Source organism: Pseudanabaena sp. UWO311 (assembly GCF_006937785.1).
Classification (GTDB): Bacteria; Cyanobacteriota; Cyanobacteriia; order Pseudanabaenales; family Pseudanabaenaceae; genus Pseudanabaena.
Genome location: NZ_SJEE01000054.1, coordinates 1 through 21,447, shown reverse-complemented (window position 1 = coordinate 21,447; position 21,447 = coordinate 1). Strand labels below are relative to the sequence as shown.

At 42.8% G+C, this 21,447-nt stretch carries 14 protein-coding genes; 6 read left to right on the top strand and 8 right to left on the bottom strand.

Features of this window, described 5'->3' with window-relative positions:
* Positions 1-99: 99 nt before the first annotated feature.
* On the top strand, positions 100-795 hold the full coding sequence (locus PseudUWO311_RS23500) for an ABC transporter ATP-binding protein (protein WP_142657652.1): 696 nt from the start codon (positions 100-102) through the stop codon (positions 793-795).
* A 33-nt stretch (positions 796-828) separates the two neighbouring features.
* Here PseudUWO311_RS23500 and PseudUWO311_RS23495 read toward each other — a convergent pair whose 3' ends face one another.
* Both PseudUWO311_RS23495 and PseudUWO311_RS23490 read right to left on the bottom strand, forming a co-directional pair.
* On the bottom strand, positions 829-2,787 hold the full coding sequence (locus PseudUWO311_RS23495) for a S9 family peptidase (protein ID WP_142657651.1): 1,959 nt from the start codon (positions 2,785-2,787) through the stop codon (positions 829-831).
* A 157-nt stretch (positions 2,788-2,944) separates the two neighbouring features.
* Positions 2,945-3,580 (bottom strand): DUF1361 domain-containing protein, encoded by a 636-nt coding sequence (locus PseudUWO311_RS23490; protein ID WP_142657650.1) that lies wholly within the window; start codon positions 3,578-3,580, stop codon positions 2,945-2,947.
* Between the two features lie 81 nt (positions 3,581-3,661).
* Here PseudUWO311_RS23490 and PseudUWO311_RS23485 point away from each other — a divergent pair, with 81 nt between their 5' ends.
* The 3 genes from PseudUWO311_RS23485 to eno all read left to right on the top strand — a co-directional run bounded on the left by PseudUWO311_RS23485 (position 3,662) and on the right by eno (position 6,661).
* Positions 3,662-4,426, top strand: a complete 765-nt coding sequence (locus PseudUWO311_RS23485) for a TIGR00297 family protein (RefSeq protein ID WP_142657649.1) — start codon at positions 3,662-3,664, stop codon at positions 4,424-4,426.
* Between the two features lie 197 nt (positions 4,427-4,623).
* A complete protein-coding gene (locus PseudUWO311_RS23480) occupies positions 4,624-4,989 on the top strand; it encodes a cyclic nucleotide-binding domain-containing protein (protein ID WP_142657648.1) in 366 nt (121 codons plus the stop codon).
* 388 nt (positions 4,990-5,377) lie between these two features.
* Complete coding sequence (gene eno, locus PseudUWO311_RS23475; RefSeq protein WP_142657647.1) at positions 5,378-6,661, top strand: phosphopyruvate hydratase; 1,284 nt, start codon at positions 5,378-5,380, stop codon at positions 6,659-6,661.
* Positions 6,662-6,713: 52 nt separating this feature from the next.
* Here eno and PseudUWO311_RS23470 read toward each other — a convergent pair whose 3' ends face one another.
* The 6 genes from PseudUWO311_RS23470 to PseudUWO311_RS23445 all read right to left on the bottom strand — a co-directional run bounded on the left by PseudUWO311_RS23470 (position 6,714) and on the right by PseudUWO311_RS23445 (position 14,288).
* Positions 6,714-8,315 carry an Hsp70 family protein gene (locus PseudUWO311_RS23470; protein WP_142657646.1) on the bottom strand — a complete coding sequence of 534 codons (1,602 nt, stop codon included), beginning with the start codon at positions 8,313-8,315 and terminating at the stop codon, positions 6,714-6,716.
* Between the two features lie 2 nt (positions 8,316-8,317).
* On the bottom strand, positions 8,318-8,689 hold the full coding sequence (locus PseudUWO311_RS23465; protein ID WP_142657645.1) for a DUF5615 family PIN-like protein: 372 nt from the start codon (positions 8,687-8,689) through the stop codon (positions 8,318-8,320).
* A complete protein-coding gene (locus PseudUWO311_RS23460; RefSeq protein ID WP_142657644.1) occupies positions 8,686-8,988 on the bottom strand; it encodes a DUF433 domain-containing protein in 303 nt (100 codons plus the stop codon). The genes PseudUWO311_RS23465 and PseudUWO311_RS23460 overlap by 4 nt, the downstream gene beginning before the upstream one ends.
* A gap of 57 nt (positions 8,989-9,045) precedes the next feature.
* Positions 9,046-9,900 (bottom strand): carboxylating nicotinate-nucleotide diphosphorylase, encoded by an 855-nt coding sequence (nadC, locus tag PseudUWO311_RS23455; RefSeq protein WP_142657643.1) that lies wholly within the window; start codon positions 9,898-9,900, stop codon positions 9,046-9,048.
* 87 nt (positions 9,901-9,987) lie between these two features.
* A complete protein-coding gene (locus PseudUWO311_RS23450; protein WP_142657642.1) occupies positions 9,988-12,657 on the bottom strand; it encodes a DUF3536 domain-containing protein in 2,670 nt (889 codons plus the stop codon).
* 221 nt (positions 12,658-12,878) lie between these two features.
* Positions 12,879-14,288: a trypsin-like peptidase domain-containing protein gene (locus PseudUWO311_RS23445; RefSeq protein ID WP_142657641.1), complete on the bottom strand. Its 1,410-nt coding sequence runs from the start codon at positions 14,286-14,288 to the stop codon at positions 12,879-12,881.
* 317 nt (positions 14,289-14,605) lie between these two features.
* Here PseudUWO311_RS23445 and PseudUWO311_RS23440 point away from each other — a divergent pair, with 317 nt between their 5' ends.
* Positions 14,606-15,964, top strand: coding sequence for an ATP-binding protein (locus PseudUWO311_RS23440; RefSeq protein WP_142657640.1), 1,359 nt, complete (start codon positions 14,606-14,608; stop codon positions 15,962-15,964).
* Between the two features lie 369 nt (positions 15,965-16,333).
* On the top strand, positions 16,334-21,277 hold the full coding sequence (locus PseudUWO311_RS23435; RefSeq protein ID WP_142657639.1) for a hypothetical protein: 4,944 nt from the start codon (positions 16,334-16,336) through the stop codon (positions 21,275-21,277).
* Positions 21,278-21,447 lie beyond the last annotated feature (170 nt).

The following is a 21,447-nucleotide window of genomic DNA, read 5'->3' as shown; positions in this document are numbered from 1 at the left end:
CTATGGAACAGCCAGCTCGGATTGTTTTTGGTCTTTATTGTTCCTGCCTCCTCCGGCATCTACACGTAAGGAGTCGTCGGCCGCGTCAGATGTCTCTAAGTGACAGTGAATAGTGTTTGTAAATTCTATGGTAAGGACGATACCCTCGTGAAAGCCCTAGATGATGTTAGCTTTGTGATTAAAGAAGGCGAATATTGCGCAATTATGGGCGCTTCTGGTTCTGGCAAATCCACTTGCATGAACATCATTGGTTGCCTTGATAGCAGCACTTCGGGACAATACTTTCTAGATGAACAAGATGTCTCTCATATGGAAGAACGCGATCTTGCTAAAGTTCGTAATCTCAAAATTGGCTTTATCTTTCAGCAATATCATCTATTACCACAACTCTCAGCAATGGAGAATGTGATGTTGCCAATGGCTTATGCCAATATTCGACCTAAAGAACAAAAAGAACGGGCGGCTGCCGCGCTGGAACGGGTTGCGATGGGACATCGGTTAAATAATCGACCTAACCAAATGTCGGGTGGACAGCAGCAGAGAGTTGCGATCGCGAGAGCGATCGTTAATAATCCTGTAATGTTGCTAGCCGATGAACCTACAGGGGCGCTAGATTCGCATACTACTCAGGAAGTAATGGAACTATTTGGTGAGTTAAATGCTAGCGGGATTACAGTGGTGATGGTTACGCACGAAGCCGATGTGGCAAGAAATTCGCATCGGATTATCTGGTTCCGCGATGGTCAAATCATTCACGATCGCCTCTCGCCGTCGGATCTAAACCATGTAATTTGAAGAAAAGGTCGGTGCAATGCGCCGCCCTTTTCTTCAAATTACAGCAAGTAAATTATTCTCGATCGCAATCGCTTCAATTTCATCCGCAGGTTTAAAGCCAAAAATCTGAGCATAGAAATAAAATTCACCATCAAGAGCGCGTTTGATATTTTCGGCTTTGCGGAAGCCGTGCTGTTCGCCTTCAAAGGGAACGTAGGCAACGGGCAAACCCTTTTGACGTAGAGCATCCACCATCATTTCCGCTTGATTGGGCGGTACGACCTTATCTTCTAAACCTTGGAAAAAGGCGATCGCACAGGAAAGTTTTTCGGTGAAATGAATTGGCGATCGCTGAATGTAAATTTCCTTCTGTTCGGGATATTTGCCGATTAGACTATCGAGATAGCGCGACTCAAATTTATGGGTATCCGTAGCAAGAGCTTCGAGATCGCAAATGCCATAATGACTCGCCCCAGCTTTGAAATCATCACGAAATGTCAAGGCGCAAAGTGTCGTATAGCCGCCAGCACTCCCTCCCGAAATCGCAAGGCGATCGCCATCTACTAAACCCTTGTCGGCAAGAAATTTTGCTCCATTTGCACAGTCATCCACATCGACGATGCCCCAATTTCCTTTGAGGCGATCGCGATATTCGCGTCCATAGCCTGTACTGCCGCCATAGTTCACATCTAGCACGGCAAAGCCACGACTTGTCCAATATTGAATGCCGAGGCTTAAACTTCCTGAAGTCGAAGCGGTGGGGCCACCATGACTTTTGACTAACAAAGGCGGTTTTTCGGAATCATCTGCTTGAAAATCTTTGTTTTTCGGAGGATAGAATAATCCATAGGAGGTCTTCCCATTTTCGGTGGGAAACTCTACAGGTTGAGCAGCGGAAATATAGTCTGGGTCAAGCTGTAGATCTGAGGCAACCCGTACTTTTTGACAAGTTCCTGTTCGCAAATCCATTAATACGATCGCAGTTGGTTCCGTTGCTGAACCACCATGAAAAACAGCATGATCGCCTTCGCAGTGCAATCCTGATATGGAACTAAAGGGCGTAGAGATTTCTTGTAAACCTATTTCCAGATTAGCAGGATCGAGAATTGCTAAATGAGATTTGCCATGTTCTGTATAGGAACAGAGGATTTTGCCATCACCTGTAAAGTCATAGGTAGACATGCCAAATACCCACTGCGGCAAACCAAATTCAGCAGACTTTGGACAGATAGCTTCAATAGCAATATCTTCTACTGAAGTACGATAAAGATTCCACCAACCTGTGCGATCGCTAACAAAGTAGAGCTTCCCATCGGGTGCCCATTCTGGCTGAAATATAGATTCTTCAGTACCTCCTGCGACCAGTTGTGGATTTTGAATTGTGAGAACTCCTGTGTCTGATTCCACAAGATCAGCAACCCAAAGTTCAGTTCCATCCCAAGGCATATTGGGATGATTCCAATTAATCCATGCAAGTTTATCACCAGTGGAATTGAGTCTTGGCGAGGCATAAAAATCTGCACCTGTGACCAATACCTGAATATCTTCGCCATTGCTAGTATTCACCGCCACCAAAGTATTAATCGGTTCATCTCCACTCGTATGATCTTCGCGAACACAAATCAACTTGCCATAGATGCGATTCCAAACAAAATCGGCATAACGATAGGCACTTTCTGTCGTTATAGGTTTGCATGATCCACCGCCTATTTTGCGATAAATGCGGCGATCGCTAAAGTTAGAGAAATAGATACGTCCATCTTCAACCAGATATTCGCCGCCGCCGTATTCATGGACTAGCGATCGCACATTGATCGATGCAGGTGTCATTTCGCGATAATTACCATCCATGACATAGCGCATGATCACATTACGTCCTGATTCTTGTGGTCTGCCTTCATTCCAATAGACATTACCTCCATCAATGGCGATCGCGCCGAGGCGAATACTACTAGAAACGATCAAATCAGAACTAATTGGCGATTTCCAAGAACCGTAGGTCGCGAGAGGCATAAATTTTATGGTGAATGTTGCAAACTATATATTGGTATTACAGCAGTTTTTGCTCAAAAAAAACTGCTGTACAGAAACATGGAAATTTTGACAAATAATTTCATAGGCATAATCAAAAAAAAGATCGAGATATCGTACTGATGCTCTTTCATACAGGTTATACCGAAACTTGGTTAGAGCGATTTTGCCAGTAGAAGACGAGCGACATACTAATCCATTTGAAAATGTAATAAAGCCCAGTAAAGGTTATAAAAAATAGAATTGTGCCAAAGAGAAAATTTGGGCTTGCAAAGTTATAAATTGTATTACGAATAACATTTAGGGGATTAGTGAACAAATCCCAACTATTTAATCGATTAAATCGCCCTAAATACACACCAAAAGCACAGACAAAATTTATGCTTACTTCGAGCCAAGTTGTATTTTTAATTATCTTCAGCCAACCTAAATATTTGATGAGCTTCATGATCGAAACTACATAGCACTGAAAACCTAATAAGATAAAAACGATGTATTGTGGAATTAAGATGAAGATTATGCCGTTGTCAGAAACGTTTGGCATTCGGACATCATCCACAAAATGAATAATATCGGTAATGATATAAGGCGCATTGGGCAAAAACAAGATGAAAGTTGCTAAGCCGAACCACCAGATCGGATTTAAAGGTAGTCGTTTTGGCGATCGCTTTGCAAATAAAATAAAACTAAGTGCGCAAGGAATTATTGCTAAGAAAAGATTCCAAACCATAAAATCACTTAAATTTCCCCAAAACAGCTCAAGTGCTTCTGTCATTATTTTTACTCCGTAGTATTTTGAATAAATAGGCAGTAGGGTGGGCAATTCCAACCTTACTAATTTTTAAGATTGACTTCCATGATAAATAGTTTCCCCATTTCACAGGGCTGGTTGATCGCGATCGCCCTTAATACGATTCTTGGTGCGATCGCCTTACTATTACCACGTAAAGTCTTAACCACCGCAGGCATATGTCATGCATGGGCTTTGGGAATTACAGTCTGGGGCTGTCTAGGATGGCAAGGCTATGTTGTTATTTTAAGCTATCTGATCGTCGGTTCGGGGGTAACTCGAATTGGCAAGGATATCAAAGAAGCAAAAGGTATTGCTGAAAAGCGCGATGGCGCAAGAGGCCCCGAAAATCTTTGGGGATCGGCAGCGACTGGTGCTTTCTGTGCGATCGGACAAGTGATCGCACCCAATCCCATGTGGTTATTAGCCTATGTCGCTAGCCTCAGCACCAAACTTGCGGATACGACTGCTAGCGAAATTGGTAAAGCTTACGGTAAAAGTACATTTTTGATCACCACGCTCAAACCAGTTGACGCAGGAACTGAGGGAGCTGTCAGTCTAGAAGGCACGATCGCAGGAATTATCGGTTCGTTGTTAATGGCAACTATCGGTTGGGCGGTGGGACTATTAACTAGTCCTTGGGATCTGCTTTGGTGTGCGATCGCGGCTTTCATCGCCACAAATATTGAAAGCCTTATTGGAGCTACTTTACAAGAAAAATATGACTGGCTCACCAATGAGCTTGTCAATGGTATTAATACAACTATTGGGGCTGCGATCGCGGTTTTAATTGCACAGTTATTACGAGCTTTTAACCTCAAGTTAATGTAAATTTAACCTTGTTAGATCCACTCACAAATTTAAGCTGTCAAATTTTAATTAAGCCTTAAAACTAGCAGCAGTAGTAAATATCAGCAATTATTTCAAGAGATTAAATTGTTTCTAAAGCTGTTTAATTTGCAATTACAATCTTTGTTGTATGTCTATCTCACTTTTTTATTTGCTTTTGTATAAAGCGGAGTTCAATTTTGACTACGATTGATTTGTTTGCTAATGCCAAAGACTTTGAGATTATCCCAGAAGGGCAAGTAATCTTTGCACAGGGTGGAATCGCGGATCATATGTATGTGGTCATCGAAGGGGAAGTAGAAATTTTTATAGATGGTAAGTTATTGGACACCACGTCTGCTGGCGGCATTGTCGGAGAAATGGCGCTGATTTACTCCACCCCCAGAAGTGCCACAGCGATCGCCAAAACTGAATGTAAGCTAGTCCCCGTAGATCAAAAGCGGTTTAACTTTTTGGTACAGCAAACTCCTAATTTTGCAATTAACGTGATGAAAATCATGGTTGAAAGAATCAGAAAACTAGATGCCCTTGTTTTATCGCATTAATAGCTTTAGCCAAACCCAAAAGATAAAGATGCGGCGCTTTGCGCCGCATCTTTATCTTTTGGGCTAGCTGTAGCTAGAGAAGTTAAGACATCAAACCCCAAAAATATAGCAATGTAAGAGATATCTGGGACGAATCAAAACCCAAAAGACGAGTAGCGGCGCGAAGCGCCGCTACTCGTCTTTTGGGTTTTATGTCTTAAGCAAGCCCAAAAGATAGTTTCAGCGCAAAGCGCTGAAACTATCTTTTGAGCTTGTGGCTATAACCAATACCTAAAAGTGAATTTTGTCAACTTTTTTAATGAAAACCTAACATTTGAGAAATGGGACAGCGCTAAACTGTAAGATTGTTGCGAAAGCTTTACTTAAAACATTAAAGGAATAGCTCAAAGTGACTAAAGGCACAGAAATCATTGCGATCGCTGCACGAGAGATCCTCGATTCGCGCGGCAACCCAACCGTTGAGGCGGAAGTCAAACTTGCCAACGGCGCAATCGGTCTCGCACAGGTTCCCAGTGGCGCATCTACAGGTAGTTTTGAAGCCCATGAATTGCGGGATGGAGATAAAAAACGCTACCGAGGCAAAGGGGTTTTAACCGCAGTTCGCAACATTACTGAAAAGCTACTACCCGAACTGAAGGGGGTAGATGCTCTGAATCAAGAACTCGTTGATCGGATTATGATCAAGCGAGACTGCACACCCAATAAATCCGAAATTGGTGCAAATGCGATTTTGGCAGTATCTCTAGCTAATGCCAAAGCAGCATCCGCAGCGATCGGACAGCCTCTATATCGTTATCTGGGCACACCTCTCTCGAATGTTTTGCCAGTTCCCCTGATGAACGTTATCAATGGCGGCGCTCATGCAGATAACAACGTTGATATCCAAGAATTCATGATTGTGCCATTAGGCGCACCGACGTTTAAAGAAGCATTGCGCTATGGTGCGGAAGTATTCGCAGCGCTTAGCTCGATCCTTCATGAAAAAGGCTTATCAACGGCTGTCGGCGACGAAGGTGGATTTGCTCCTAACCTAGAGTCTAACCAAGCAGCTCTAGAATTGCTGATCGACGCAATCACTAAAGCTGGCTATAAACCAGGTGAAGATGTTGCTTTGGCGCTAGATGTCGCATCTAACGAGCTGTTTAAAGATGGCAACTATGCGATCGATGGTAAATCTCTATCTCCTCAAGAGTTTGTCAACTATTACGAAGGTCTGATCTCTAAGTATCCGATTGTCTCGATCGAAGATGGACTGGAAGAAGATCAATGGGCTAGTTGGAAGGCAATGACCGATCAACTCACCAATACTCAGTTGGTGGGTGATGATTTGTTTGTAACTAACAAGACTCGTCTAGAGCGTGGTATTCGTGAAGGTTGCGCTAGTGCAATTTTGATTAAGCTCAATCAGATTGGTAGTTTGACTGAGACTTTGGAAGCGATCGCTACTGCTGACAAGAATGGTTATCGTTCGGTGATCAGCCATCGTTCTGGTGAAACTGAAGATACCACAATCGCCGATCTTGCCGTTGCCACTCGTGCTGGTCAAATCAAAACAGGTTCTCTCTGTCGTAGTGAGCGTGTTGCTAAGTACAACCGTTTGCTAAGAATCGAAGCAGAACTTGGCAGCCAAGCTGTCTATGCTGGTGCTGTTGGTTTAGGCCCTTCGCGCTAAGCAATACCAAAGCACAAAATGGCGTAGCCATTTTGTGCTTTTAAAAACCTTGCTATACAAGTTGCACCACAGGGATATCTGCTAATAAATTTTGTTTGGTTAACAGATCCAGAACTGTAATTCGTAAGGTGCGCTTTTCGTCAACTTGGAAGGAAACCTTGATACGATCGCTACCAGTTTGCCCTAGTGGATCAAGTTTTGCGATCGCCTTGCTATTCTCATTGAGAATCTGCGCTGCAACTTGCTTGACATCTAAAACACGGGTAACAAGTCTATCATCTTCAAAATAAACTTCCACATTGGTTTCACCCAACTCACCAATAACTAACTCAATGCTAGGCTGATCGACAACAGATGCGCCAAGCGTGAGTTCTACTGGGTTGAGTAATGGATAGGTCTCACCCGATTTGATAATCGTATGCCAGTTATGTTTTTTGTAGCGCTTGTCCCAAAAGCGCACACCATAGCTGTGATAGAGAAAGTCCTTTAATTCCCAGCCTTGAGAAACTGCTCCATGGGCGATCGCCTCAAAGGGTTTATTAGCTTTTACTTTCTCGAATGGAAAATGCCGCATAGCCCATTCCTTTACAGCAGGAATTTGGGATGTACCGCCTACTAAGAGCACTGCCTCAATTTGATCTAAATCAATATTTTGGCGAGTTACTTGTTGGCGAATGCGATCAAGAGCGCTATCGAGATTAATAAAAAATTTATGATGTTCGAGGATTTGATTTAATTGCGATCGCGTCAAAGTTAATTCATAGGATTCAAAGGTTTGGTCATTAAAATAAACCTCAGTTGATGATTCAGCATTAGAAAGAGCAATCTTAATTCGTTCAGCTAAGCGGTCTATAAGCGAGTTCTTTGGCAAGCCTAAAGTAGAATGGAAGTAATCAACGATCCAATTATCAATATCAATGCCACCAAGATTTTGCCCAGTTTTGGCGAGAACTTTAGCGGTTTGTGAACTTTGATTATTGGGTAAAGGTTGGCTCTTAATTGTGCGATCGCCCCATTTTAATAAGAAACCTAAAGGTGATTTGGGTTGGGTAGATTCCGTTTGTAGTTGGGCAAAAGATAATTTTACTAATGATAAATCTAACGTACCACCGCCAAAATCTACCACTAAGATAGTTTCATCACCACCATTAATTCCATATCCCAAAGCAGCAGCAGTAGGCTCGTCTAGGATTCGCACCTGATTTACGGTTAGTTTCTCGCAAACTTTGCCGAGCCAATTGCGATAGGACTCAAAGCTATCAACAGGAACTGTAAAAATTAATGAGTCAACATCTGGTAAGCGATCAATGATTCTCTTTAAGAACCATTCGCCCACTAGTTCAAATTCTATTTCGCGCCCATCCACTTCTGGCACAAACATGGACATATTGGAACCGATCGCACGCTTAAAAGCTTTAAAAAATCTCTGCTCGCCTTTTGTATGCTTGTTGTCTAAACCGCGATCGCTAACTTCCTGTCCAATTAGCACCAGCTCATTTACTGCATCCTGCACATACACAAAGCTAGGAATCAATGGCGGATTGTCAGCAATGAGGCTGCTATAGTCAGCTAGTTTGACCGTTTCTATTTCTCCATTCTCATTAATTCTCGCTATAACGGTATTACTCGTCCCGAAATCAATTGCATATTCCATAATTATAAATTCCTCAAATAGTCTCCAAGGAATTGAACTTGATTAACCATATCTTCAGCATCTCTAGAAGATATAATTTTCATCAAACCCCTCAAATAATCACCAATAGAGTACTGTTGTTGGGTAATCAGAATAATTCCTGAATGAGCTTCATTTGTCTCGATAAACTGAATATGCAACTGCACAAAATCAGCAATATTAGCAGTGCAAATTGTACGACTTTCATGAGTTGCCCATCTAAGTTGAGCCTCATCGCTAAAGCCTTCACGGTTTTCTTCCAAGACAGTAGTAACATCAATTCCACGGCTTCGCAAAGCATTAACCAAAGAATGTGCCATCATGTCCTCATCCATGTAAAGCTTAATTTTGGTCACGCCTCAACCCCTTGTTTTTGAGAAAAGACTTTTCGATAGTTTTCGTAATCCATCAAATCCTTAGCCAAAGATGCATCAATATCTAGCTTGTTTGCATGATAGTAAGCGAGAGCAGCATAAATCTGCTCTAATTTCAAATGTGGGTACTCATCCTGAATTTGTTCAGCATTCAAACCCTGCTGCCACAGGGTCGCAATCCGCCCAACAGTCATACGAGTTCTCGCAATGCGAGGACGGTTTCCACAAATATCAGGAGACTGGACAATAAGCGTACCAATATCAACAATAGTTACTGCCATAATTTTAGGCTCTCTGTTCTTTGACTTATTCTAATGGTAAATAATCTATGTCTAATTTTAGGTTCTAATTCGCATACTGATGTCTAACCAATGCGATCTCGTTACCATTGCCGAAGTGGAAATGTAATCTACACCTAGATTTGCAACTTGAGCGATGGTATTGAGCGTAATATTTCCAGAAGCTTCAATTTTTGTATGGCTGCTATTTTGGCGGATGAGAATGATTGCTTCTCGCATCATTTCTACTGGCATATTATCGAGCATGATCACATCAAGATCTAGCTGCACTGCTTCCTTTACTTGAGGAATTGACTCAGTTTCTACTTCAATCGATGTGGTAAATGGAATATTTTCGCGTACTCGCTGTACGGCTTCTGTAATACCGCCAGCCGCCGCAATGTGATTATCCTTAAGCATCACTGCATCATCTAAGCCATAGCGATGATTGATCGCACCACCAATGAAAGTGGCATATTTCTCTAAGATGCGCATTCCTGGAATAGTTTTGCGGGTGTCAACTAGATGCGCTTTCGTGCTACTAATCGCCTTGACATATTCTGCCGTAGAGCTAGCAATTCCTGATAATCGCATTACTAAATTAAGCGCAACTCTCTCCCCCATAAGCAATGTGGCAAGGCTGCCCGTAATTTCAGCGATCAGTTCACCTGATTTCACAGGTTTCCCATCCTGCGCGATCGCGACGAAATTTACTGATTGATCTAACAAATAAAATACTCTTGCCGCGATCGTTAGTCCTGCAACCACACCATCAGCTTTGGCAATCCACACAGCCTTACCAATTGGCGCATTGCCATCTGGAAATAAACCACTAGTGCTGCGATCGCCACGCCCGATATCTTCGCGTAACCAGTCTTCAATAAATGGATCTAAAACAATAAAAGGAGGAAGCATTATCTAGATATTTTTAAATGATTGAAAAGAAATTCCTAAACTGTAGGGGCAATTCATGAATTGCCCCTACAGTTTAGGAATCAGGATCTAAGCATGAAGCCAAGCTTCAGTGGCAATACCTAATTTACTAGCTGTATCAATTAACTGATGTAGCTCCAAATTAGAAATACTTTCGCAAAGATTAACTTCTATATGAATTGGTTGTTTTTGGGTAGACTCCAAATCGAGAATCTGTCTAGCAAGTACGCACTTTGGGGCAATTCGTGATGATAGATAGTTGAGGAAAGCCTCTTGAGAAAGATCAAGGTCTAACTCCAGATCTAGGCGATCGCTAATGATTAGTGACTGCTCAATCTGATTGAGATAGCTAAATAGCGACTTTTCATCGATATCTTGCAATTGCGAAAGTTGCTGAATTTGGCTCAAAATATAATTTTCTAGGATTTCGGCATCTTCTTCATGGGTAAACTTACAGCCCAAATTAAGCGCCTCGATCGCGACAGCATCTAATCCCACATTCGGAAGTGATTCGCCAGTTTCTAATCGCTTGAGTTCCTCAGTGAGTCGATTGTTTAGCACAATCTCCGCAGCGACTTGCAGTTCACGCGGTACAGGTAGATCATCCCGACGGAATGAGATCAAAATTCCATAGTTATCACGATAAACTTGTTCGTAAAGCTGATCGAGTCTGGTCAATGTCTCATCGGCGAGCATTCGCAAAATCCGATGGCGCTCTTCCGCAAAGAGATGATGCAGATTGAACTGCTCTCCACTAAAGTTGCTAGCCATCGTCAGAATTACGGCTGCCGTATTCGCTTGTTTAAGAACCTTAAATAAAGTTGCTTTGATCTCTTCGTATTCACGCCGTCCTGTAAAGGGTTGAATACAGCAATGGAAGTCATCGCCACCAAGGTGCAGTACTGCAAAAATGTAATTTACAGATTCTTGCGTGATCCCAGAAACTAATTGAATTTGCCCGATCGCTAAGGACATTGAGCCAATCCTTTGCAGTTGATAATCTTGCTGTTGGATTTGGTAGCAATAGATTTGTTGCGATCGCGCATAGTTACCCAACGTCGAACTAAGGGCATATTGGGCTGCAACTTGAGCGAGGGTAATGCGATTTGTTGCTACTTGGTGCTTAAAGACTCCTTCACCGTCTTTAAATTCAACGAGATTGCTGGGTGCTTTTGCCATGCGATGAATAAACTCATCCTCTAGCAATACACCTGCAACATCAGCCGCTAGTTCGATCGCTCTGGCGGCATAGCGCAAAATCTGTACGGTTTCAGGACGTGATAATTCTTCAAAAAACCAACCGCAACTCGTAAACATGAGCAAAGCGTGGCGTTGCATTTCCAACAACCTGAGAGCATCAACCCTTTGAGCTGAGGTCGAAACTTTGCTCCCAGACTGCTGCGCAAAAAATTTCTCTAAAACTGGAGAATGTTCAGATATGCCATCGCGCAGAGAATATTGCAGCACGTCAATATAGCGATCGCGTGCTTCCCAGGGATCGTTAAAATATTTGCGCCCGATATCTACGTAGACAGCAGCTAGGCGATCGCGTAGCCAGTTGAGACTATCGCGCAGTGGTCGCCGCCATAGGAGTTGATAGCCAGATCCTTCGCCACCACATGTACAGCCACCCTGCCAGCGATCGACTCCATGAGCACAACTCCAAGCAGTTACAGATTTTAGCTCTGCTTCCCATTGGGGCGGGAAGAGGCTTAAATAATGAGCATAATTAGTGACATTCCAGCCGCGCTTGGGAAATTCTTCGACAAAGGCATAGGAAAGAGTTTTTTCAGTAAAATGCTTATGGTGTCCAAAAGTTTCACCATCGGTTGCTACGGAAACAATCTGATGCGGACGGTGATCGCCCTGTACAGCTTGACTAAGACGCTTGGCAAAATTATGAGAGCTACCTAAGAGATCGCCAAAGCCCATATCACGTGAGATTGGTCCATCATAGAAAAATACATCGATATAAGCATCAGTATCTGCTGGCAAATGGTATTGACCAAGTTCCGATACATTGCTGTTATTGGCATTATGGCGGCGCAAATAGCAACGATAGGGACGATTGGGATCAATCTGTGCTCCGCCGACTTCTTGCCATGCAGGGTTAGGGTTGTTTTCAGTGGGTTGGGGACGACAGCGCTGGGCTTGAGATGGCGCGAGAATAATAAACTTGATCCCCTCTAAAACTAAAGCTTCAAGGGTTTCATAGTCTACAGCAGTCTCAGCCAACCACATCCCTTCAGTCTCACGCCCAAATCTCGCCTTAAAATCTTCTTTGCCCCAACGAATTTGCGTCAATTTGTCTCGCCAATTCGCTAAGGGCATGATGATGTGGTTATACACCTGTGCGATCGCATTGCCATGACCATTAAGGCGCTCGGCACTGCGTTTATCGGCATCTAAAATTGCTTGATAGGTATCGCGATCGTGAAATTCCATCCATGAGAGCAATGTTGGCCCCATGTTGAAACTCATGTACTCATAGTTGTTGACGATCTTGACGATTTTGCCATCATGGCGCTCAATCCGAGAGAATGCGTTGGGGCGATAGCATTCATGGTGAATCCGCGCATTCCAGTCATGAAAAGGAGCCGCGCTTTCTTGCCGCTCGATCGCATTCAGGTAAGGATTTTCACGCGGAGGCTGATAAAAGTGACCGTGAATCGTTATATAAATTCCCGAATCGGTCAAACTCTTGACATCAGGCGAAGAAACAGAAGCAGCAACAGTCACGCAAATCTTCCCTTAAAGCAAACGACATTTATTACATCTTGGCAGATTTTCTCGGTGGTTCGCAAGGGATTATCGAAAAGTTTTAGAAGCACTCAAGCAAACAAGCCCTGCACTCAAGTGCGGGCTAAAAGCTTAAGTCCACTGAAGTGGACTACGGAATAAGTTCAATTAACCCGTTTCAACGGGTTTTAGCTCTTAGCCCGCACTTGAGTGCAGGGCTTTTATCTAACTGTTTTGACTATAAGTTTGTACGCACCTTTGCCATTGGGATCAAAAGCATTAACGATCGTTCGATAGGTTCCTGTGAAAGGTAATTCGAGCGTCATTGATGCATTCTTGCGACTGGGCAAACCATTGTTTTCTTGCAATACCCTGCTATCTGGTGCAAATAAAACTAAATAGGGATGAAAATCAGAACTGACAAGTTCAATTTGGACTACTTGACCTGCTCGACCATTGAAACTAAAAGCTTCAAAAAGACTACCATCTCTAGCAAAGACTCGACTTTGGTTTCCTAGAATTCCATTTTTCTGCAAAATGATACGGCGATCATCTGTTGGCTCAATATTTGATTGAGAAGTAAAGTTATTACTCAGCCTACCTGCGATCGTGAAAGAGCCAGTTTGTCCGACTTCATAGGAGTTAGCATAGAGAGTATATTTACCAGTACTGGGCAAAGTAACTGCAATTCGAGCATTTTTACCGCCACCGCCATCATCATCCTCCGCAATTTTGCGTCCTGTTGAGTCAAATAAAACTAGATAGGGATCGATCCCATTACTACGCATTTCAATCACTAATGATTGTCCTGCTTTACCTTGAAATTGATAGGCTTTGTAATAGCTGCCATCGGGCAAAGTATTGTCTGAAGCAGTCAAGACTGAGGCGATCGCATTGCCATCAAGATTTAGAACAGTAGGACTGGCAATAGCAGGAGTGGGATTATTCGCGATCGTTCCTTGCTGAACTGCGGCAATAAATTGCTTAACGGTGTCAGCCTCGATCGCTAAACCAATGCCACTATTCACAGAGCTAGTGGTAAAAATAGCAGTATTTACTCCCACCAGTTCGGCACGACTATTCAGCAATGGGCCACCCGAATTCCCTGGGTTCAGTGCCGCATCGGTTTGTAATAGCTTGCGATCGCTGTCAATGCGACTAATGATCCCTGTGGTCAATGTTCCTGCAAAACGGCCGAAGGGATTACCGATCGCAAAAGCTCTCTGCCCCACTTGAATTCCATTGGAAGATGCAATTTGAATTGTCGGGAGGTTTGTGGTTACGCCCTCTAGTCTGATCATGGCGAGATCAGGATTGCGACTGCTTGCCATGACAACCCCACGAAATTGGCGCTTATCGCTCAGGATCACATTTACCGTAGTTGAGCCACGGACCACATGCGCATTAGTTAAAACCAGTCCCTTAGGATCAATAATTGAGCCACTGCCACTACCACTGCGAGACTGGATCGATACTACTGCGGGGCTAGCTTGTTTGTAGACTCGGATATTTGTATCTTCATCTTGGGCATTAACAGGGGGTGGCGCGACCAAAGGAAAAGTAGCGATCGCGCTTACGCCACCGCACAATATTAGGCTAGCTGCCAAAAATTTAATTAATCCTTGTTTCACAAAACTATCCTCAGTCGCGATCAATCATTTAGTTTGAGTGGAGCAAATTCTGCAAAATCCAACTCACACAATGTTAGAAGTATTTTGTTGATATAAAGTTGCTTTACCCGACTATTCTCATTATGAAAGCAATTGTAGATGTATCAGCGTCGTAGGTACTGGTAAATCTACAATTGTTTTCATGAAAAGTTTGCTGAGCAATGCTTTCAAGAACCTAGCTTTTTAAATGAGAATTGCTATCTAGCCAATATATTTAGGGTTTGTTTAATTTGCAGTCTATAATTATAATATTTTTATAAAGAGGAATTACATGACTTATGGCTGTAGATTACAAGAGATTTTTTAAAGCAACTGATCCGAGTAAAACTCTGCTTGCGGATAGTGCCGAAGACAAAAAATATTATATTGACTTTTCAACTGTACGTGGTGGTAAGGTCGTTGAAGACTTAAAAGATAATATTTCACTTTTTTCTGATGGACAGCCAACTTGTCAGCTATTTACAGGACATATCGGTTGCGGCAAATCTACAGAAATATTACAGCTCAAACAACAACTAGAAAGCGAAGGCTTTCATGTTGTGTACTTTGAGTCTAGCCAAGACATGGAAATGGGCGATGTCGATCTGAGTGATATCTTGCTAGCGATCGCAAGGCGAGTAGTAGAAAGCTTAGAAGCCATAAAAGTTAAGACAGAAGCTAAAGGGTTTCGAGCAATGCTTAACGGCGCAGTTAAAATTTTGAATACTGAGATTGAGCTTGGCGCTGAAGTTGATGTGCCAGGAATTGGGAAAGTTGAGGCGAGTACCAGTGGTGAGTTTTCGCTATCTCTAGGTATTGGCAAACTGTCGGCAAAAACCAAAGATAGCCCTGATATGCGCAGTAAACTGCGGGGCTATATGGAGCCCAAAACCAATGGTTTGTTAGATTTAATTAACAATGAAATCCTCTTGCCTGCGATCGCAGATCTGAAAAAACTAGGCAAAGAAGGCGTTGTCGTCATTGTTGATAACCTCGATCGCGTCGATGACTCGCCGAAACCTTGGGGAAGACCTCAAACCGAATATTTATTTGTCGATCGCGCTGAGCAACTCCGCAAATTGCAATGCCATGTTGTGTACACCATGCCACTCGCTTTGAGATTTTCGAGGGATTACGGTACGCTCACCGCTAGATTTATGACTGATCCGATTGTGCTGCCGATGGTTCCTGTGGTACGTCGGGATGGCAGCACCCACGAAGAAGGTATCGCCCTGTTGCGTCAAATGATCCTTTCGCGGGTATTGCCAGATAGCACGCCAATTGAGCGATTGAAAGCTATTAATGAAGTCTTTGATAGTATGGAGACATTGGATCGCCTTTGCTTTGCGAGTGGTGGTCATGTGCGAAACATTATGCGATTACTCAATGACGCTCTTCGCAAACAACGCGGATTACCCGTTACACTTGAAGTCCTAGAAGATACAATCCGTAAGCGTCGCAACGAGTTGGTTCTTTCCATTGATGATGATGAATGGAGACTATTGCGTCAGGTTAATAGTACTAAAAAGGTGGTAGGAGATACGGGCTATCAAACCTTGATTAGAAGTATGTATGTGTATGAATATCAAGATGAAAACGGCTCTTGGTTTGAAGTAAATCCTGTACTTGTCACTGCTCAAGAGTTTGACGAATCATAGCAAGTAGGGTGGGCAATGCCCACCTTTTAGCAAATAAGAACCCATTTAAGAATTGTCTAGATCCTTCCCAGCCCACTTAAAAAGCTCCCTTGTACACATAAGTCTAAATACCCCCTAGCCCTCCCCTTGCAAAGGGGGGAAATTAGAAATCTTGTTCCCTCCCCTTTGCAAGGGGAGGGCTAGGGTGGGGTAATTAATTAGATATGAAAATTTCTTTAGTTGTGTGTTCACGTTAGCCCTTAAAAGGGGAGGAAATTTAAATTCTTCCGCCTTTTTAAGGGGGATTGAGGGGGATCTCTTAGGGCTTTTGAACGCAAGAAGTAATTCTTAAATAGTTTCTAAGCAAATAAACAAACAAGCAAATTTAAGGTGGCATTGCCCACCCAACTATCCGCGATCGCTGAGGACAAAACATTTATGTCACAGATTCCATATTCCAAGCAATCACCAGAAGAAGATGTAACTGCAGTTAATATGTCGCCTGAAGCAGAACAGGCTCTCCATCTGTTGACATCGGAACTTGACCTCTATAAAAACGAATTAGTCAATTCCTTTAATATCTCTCCAAAGATTGAAGATGCACTCCAAGAACTGTCTTTGTTGCTGGATATCTATGATGGGACTTTTACACTCTTATTAGCGCGTTGTAATTATGTAAATCTTCGCGATCGCGCGATCGCAAGATTAACTGAAATATTATCAACCCCAATGCGCCAAGTCCGCCTAGAACCGACAACTAAATCGATTTATCAGGCAATTAATTCATCAACTCCAGCCATGCGAGAAGGTAACTTGCCTGCGGTGATGGTAACTGGGCTAGAAGCAACCGAAAATCCTGATATTTTAGTCAAGGGACTGAATCAGATTCGGGAGGAATTTCGTAAAAACTGTTTGTATCCAATTGTATTATGGATCAATGATGATTTACTGAAGCGGATGATTAGGGTTGCTCCAGACTTTGAGAGTTGGACAACCACAATTGAATTCGAGATCGCCAGTGATGATCTAATTGAATCAATTACATCGGGAACTGAAGCTTTATTTCATCTAGCTCTTAGTGCTAATTTAATCGATCCTAGTCATAGCCTTGGACGGATTTCCCATTTGGGGGGAATTTATTTAACGGAACTAGATGTCGCTAGGCGAGATCTTCGCAATCAGGGCATACAGATCTCTGCCTCTCTTCAAGCAGGATTAGACTTCATCCGGGGCATGAATACTAGAGATTGCCTTCAATCATTGTCATACCTTAAAGCTAGCTATAAATATTGGGAAACTGTCGAAAATATTGAACGGCAAGGTTTACTCCTTTATCAAATTGGACGGCGACGCTTTCACCTTACCAAACTCGAAAAACATTCTCACGAGGAAAACTGGCAAGCAGTAGAGAAACTATTTGCAAGGAGTTTGGACTGCTTTAAACGGGGCGATCGCCTCGATTTGATGTCGCAGTGCTATTTGCAATTACAACGCACTTTGCACCATCTAAAAGCATGGACAGAACTAAAATCCATATCTCAAAAGGCAATCGAAATTCATCAAACCCATGGTGATGCTGGCAATCTAGCGGCTGATTATGGATTTTTAGCTGAAGCTGCTCTTGAACAAAAAGAATGGGAAATAGCGAAGCAATATGCTCAACAAGCGATCGCATTTTTAGAAGATGCACCCAAAACCTTACATTGGTTATACGGCTTATATTTGTGCTATCTTGCCGAGGCTCAAATCCAACTTGGCGATCTCAAACTTGCCTTTACCAATCTTATCGATGCTAAAAGCAGAGATCATTGCGGACATCCGCGTATGTATATTCGGATTTTGAATGAATTACGCAATTTGTATTTTAGTCAGGGTCAATATCTAGAGGCATTTCAAACCAAACAAGAAAGCTTAGCGATCGAGCAGCGTTATGGATATCGCGCCTTTATTGGGGCTGGTCAATTACAGTCTTGTCTTGAAGAGCATTCAAGCTTTGTAGACAAAAACAATAAATTCGTCATCTCCCCAGAGATCTATGCGTCAGGACGGAAGCAAGACCTTGATGAACTAACTAATCGCCTCGGTGAGCCCCGTTACAAAATGATTGTGCTGCATGGAAACTCAGGGGTAGGTAAAAGTTCTTTTATAAACGCGGGACTATTGCCAGCGCTGCAACAGGCTTCCTTTGGAGGACGCGATGTTATGCCCATTTCGATGCGAGTCTATACTAGTTGGGAACAAGAATTAATTAATCTATTAACAGAATCTCTAAGCTCTTCCCAATTAACTTCGGCTCCTCTACTTAGCTTTACAAATAGCAAAACTAACTGCGAAGATTTGACTACAGAGCAATTATGCGATCGCATCATCGAACAATTACGCTGGAATGAAGCCCATAATCTTCGTACAGTCTTAATTTTTGATCAATTTGAAGAATTTTTCTTCGTTCATCAACATAGCACTAGCGATCGCCTCAGGTTTTTTGAATTTATTGGCAGCTTACTTAGCGACTTTCAATATTTGTCATCGCTCAAGGTAGTGTTGTCGCTTCGTGAAGACTATATTCACTGCCTGTTAGAGTGCAATCGCGTTAAAGGCATGAATGCGATTGACAATGACATTCTGAGCAAAAATGTTCTTTATCCCTTAGGTAATTTTTCTCCCGAAGCTGCGCATTCCACGATTGAGACTCTTACCGAGAGAGCACAATTTTACTTGGAATCTCAACTAATTGATATCTTAGTGGAAGACTTAAAGAACGAGCAGGATGAAATTCGCCCAATTGAACTACAGCTCGTCGGCGCACAGTTACAAAGCGATCGGATTAGCACGGTTCAGCAATATCAGAAACTTGGAGATAATCCAAAAGAAACTCTCGTACAGAGATATCTTGATAACGTAGTTTTGGATTGTGGCAAAGAGAACTATCGGCTAGCCAAGTTGATTTTATACTTACTCACCGATGAGAAAGGTACTAGACCACTCAAAACCTATGAGGACTTAGAAAGGGGACTAAACCATCTCGATAGCGAAGTACGTAAACAGAGCAAATTAGATGCAAGATTTGACACCGAAATCAGCTTGAAACTTGATGTCGAGAATGATGGAGATATCTCAATTAGTCAAATAGAACTTGTACTTCAGATCTTGATTGGTTCAGGCTTAGTGGTATTGATTCCTGAGAATGCCACCAATCGCTGTCAATTAGTACATGATTATCTAGCAGTCGTCATTCGCAAATCACAGGCTCCAGAAATCCAAAAGCTCCAAAAAGAGCTAGAAAAAACTCAAGGAGAATTACGTCAAACCGTTCGTCAATTAGAAAGTTCATTCAAAAATTCGCAAGCGATCGCTGATAGTTTGAGTTTAAACAGTCTGCTTACCAACGATCTAGTCGATCTTGATGAACTAGCTAAATCCATGGATATCGCGAAACAGTGGCTGCCAGATATCGAAGCAATTGCTAGCGAAAATCGCTTGCAGCTTGCTAGTACGATCTATCGTGCCATCTATGAGATTAAAGAAAAGAATCGTATCCAAGCTCATCTAGAAGGAGTATGGAGCGCTGAATTTAGTCCCGATGGCTCTCAAATAGTCACAGGGGGATTGGATAAGGTAATCACACTTTGGCAGATCGATGGACAAGAAATCACCCAAATTACTGGACATACGGCTGCGATTCGGAGTGCTTCATTTAGTCCTGATGGTCAGACAATTCTGTCTAGTAGTAGCGACAAAACGATCTCGTTGTGGAATCTGCAAGGCGATCGCCTAAATACTTTGACAGGACATACCTCCGCAGTTTGGAGTGCTCAGTTTAGTCCCAATGGAGAGATGATTGTATCGGGCAGTGGCGATCAGACGATTAAACTTTGGCATCGTGATGGTACTGAAATACTTACCCTCAGCGGACACCGTGGCGATGTTCGTGCAGCAATATTTAGTCCTAATGGTGAATGGATTATTTCGGGTGGTGCTGACAAAAACATTATGATTTGGAGTCTGGATGGTACATTACTGCAAACTCTAAAAGGGCACTCTGCCGATATTCGCTGTATCAGTATTAGTCCAAATGGCGAATTTATTGCCTCTGGCAGTGGTGACAATATTTTGAAGTTATGGCACGTTCAGATTGATCGCGAGCATAGCGAAAACCCGATCGCGATCGCAGAGGTGTTTTCAATTGAAGCGCATTCTAGTGCCATCCGCAGTGTTAACTTCAGTCATGATGGAACTCTCTTAGCATCAGGTAGCGCTGATCGAAACATTAAGATCTGGAATCTGCATGGTGATAAGCTGCGAGTCTTTAAAGGACATACCGATCCAATCCGTTCCGTCAGTTTCAGCCCCGATGGCAAAACTCTGCTCTCAGCGAGTCTTGATAGCACTGTGCGTCTATGGCAGATTGAAGACAGGAATCAGCAAACTCTGTCTGGACATAGTGCAGCAGTTCGCAGTGTTGCGTTTAGCCCTAATGGGTTACGGCTTGCTTCAGGTAGTCTTGACGATCAAATAAAGATTTGGGATTTGCAGGGTAATGAGTTGCAAACCATTGTCCACGATAACGACATTCTCAGCGTCTGTTTTAGTCCTGATGGGAATAATCTCTTGGTTGGGAGTGGTGATAGCGTTATTTCCCTTTGGGCTTTAGGTACTTCCAGTCATAGGCTTTTACAGACTTTTGCAGGGCATAGTACTGCTGTCTGGACTGTAGACTTTAGTGCGGATGGACAAAAGATTGTCTCTGGTAGTAGCGATAAATCTGCTAAGTTGTGGAACATTGATGGAACGGAACTAGCTACGTTGAAAGGGCATAAGTCTACGGTGTGGACGGTGCGTTTTAGCCCTGACGGTCAAAAAATCATTTCTGGTAGTGGCGACGATACGATCAAGCTCTGGAGTATTGATGGTACAGAACTGCAAACCTTGCGGGGTCATCGCGGCGCAGTTTGGAGTGTGTGTTTTAGTCCTGATGGTCAACATATTCTTTCGGGAAGTGGTGATAGTACGCTCAAACTCTGGAACCTTGAAGGTCAGTTGTTACAGACTTTTCGTGGACATGACGCAGGCATCTGGACGGTAAGTTTTAGCCCTGATGGTAGGAGTATTATTTCGGGAAGTAGTGATAATACGATCAAGCTTTGGAGCATTGACGGCAAAGAGTTACAAACTTTCCCATGTCCAGACAGTACGCCGATTAGTCTTTGTTTCCGCCCTGATGGTCATGGCTTTGCGTCTGGTCATGGCAGTAATGTCATTGGCTTATGGGATCTTGATCTGCCTGATCTAATTACACAAGGCGATGCTTGGTTACAGAACTATCGCGATCGCTGATTTTTTGGCGTTATTAACTGGCGTTACTTGGGATTACTTATCAAAAGCATCACTAAAGTTAAACAAAATATGTCAGCATATTCGCTTGATTTACGGCAGAAGATATTAAATGCATGGCAAAATAAAGAAAATACACAGAGAGGTTTAGCTAAACGATTTAAAGTTAGCTT